Annotated in this window: 2 protein-coding genes; one reads left to right on the top strand and one right to left on the bottom strand. The window is 71.8% G+C overall.

What is annotated here, in order from left to right:
- Nucleotides 1-396, top strand: a 396-nt coding sequence (locus ABD901_RS58715; RefSeq protein WP_345145106.1) for a winged helix-turn-helix domain-containing protein, incomplete at its 5' end; no start/stop codon positions are given.
- On the opposite strand, the gene ABD901_RS58710 is transcribed toward ABD901_RS58715, so the two are convergent.
- On the bottom strand, nucleotides 347-952 hold a 606-nt coding region (locus ABD901_RS58710; RefSeq protein ID WP_345145104.1), incomplete at its 5' end, for a sensor histidine kinase. The genes ABD901_RS58715 and ABD901_RS58710 overlap by 50 nt on opposite strands.

Here is a 952-nt window from a genome sequence, read left to right as displayed (position 1 = left end):
GCCGACGACTACCTGACCAAGCCGTTCAGCTTCGTGGTGCTGGTAGCCAGGCTGCGGGCGCTCATCCGTCGGGGTGCGCCCGAGCGACCGGCCGTGCTCACCGCAGGGGACCTCAGCCTCGATCCGGCGCGGCAGGCCGTGGCCCGAGGCGGCGAGCCGATTCCGTTGACGCCACGCGAGTTCAGCGTGCTGCACTTCCTGATTCGGCACCGCGGCGACGTCGTGTCCCGCACGCAGATTCTCGAGGGCGTCTGGGACGCGTTCTACGACGGCGACTCCAACGTGGTCGAGGTCTACATCGGATACCTGCGCCGCAAGATCGACCAGCCGTTCGGGCGCAAGGCGATCACGACGGTCCGGGGTGCCGGTTACCGTCTGGCGGCCGACGGCGGCTAATCCGGTCGGCTGCCGACGGCAGCGGCAGGGTGACGTGGAACGTGGCCCCGCCACCCTTCGCCTCGCCGACCGTCACCGTGCCGGCGTGGCCGGTCACGATCTCCCAGACGATCGCCAGGCCGAGCCCGCTCCCGCCGGCAGTCCGCGGCCGGCTGGGTTCCAGGCGCACGAACCGCTCGAAGACACGGTCCCGGTCGGCCTGCGGGATGCCCGGCCCGTCGTCGGCAACCTGGAGGTGTGCCGAGTCGTCCTGCGCCCACAGGTGTATCTCGACGGTCGAGCGGGCATGCTGCATGGCGTTGTCCACCAGGTTGCGCAGTGCCCGCGCCAACTGCCTGCGGTCGCCGCGTACCCGCACCGGGTGCACCTGCGCCCGGATGTTGATCCCGGGCCGGGCGGCGCCTCTGCGGCGCTCCGCGTCGACGAGGTCGTCGAGGTCGACATCCTCGGATCGCGGGGCGAGGCCGCGTTCGTCGACCCGGGCCAGCAGCAGCAGGTCGGCGACGATGTGGCCGATCCGGCCGGTCTCGCCCTGCAGTATCGCGACGCTCGCGGG

This window comes from Dactylosporangium darangshiense (genome assembly GCF_039537565.1).
In the GTDB taxonomy this organism is placed as follows: Bacteria; Actinomycetota; Actinomycetes; order Mycobacteriales; family Micromonosporaceae; genus Dactylosporangium; species Dactylosporangium darangshiense.
The sequence above is the reverse complement of the archived record's forward strand: the minus strand, read 5'-3'. Positions and strand labels throughout refer to the sequence as shown.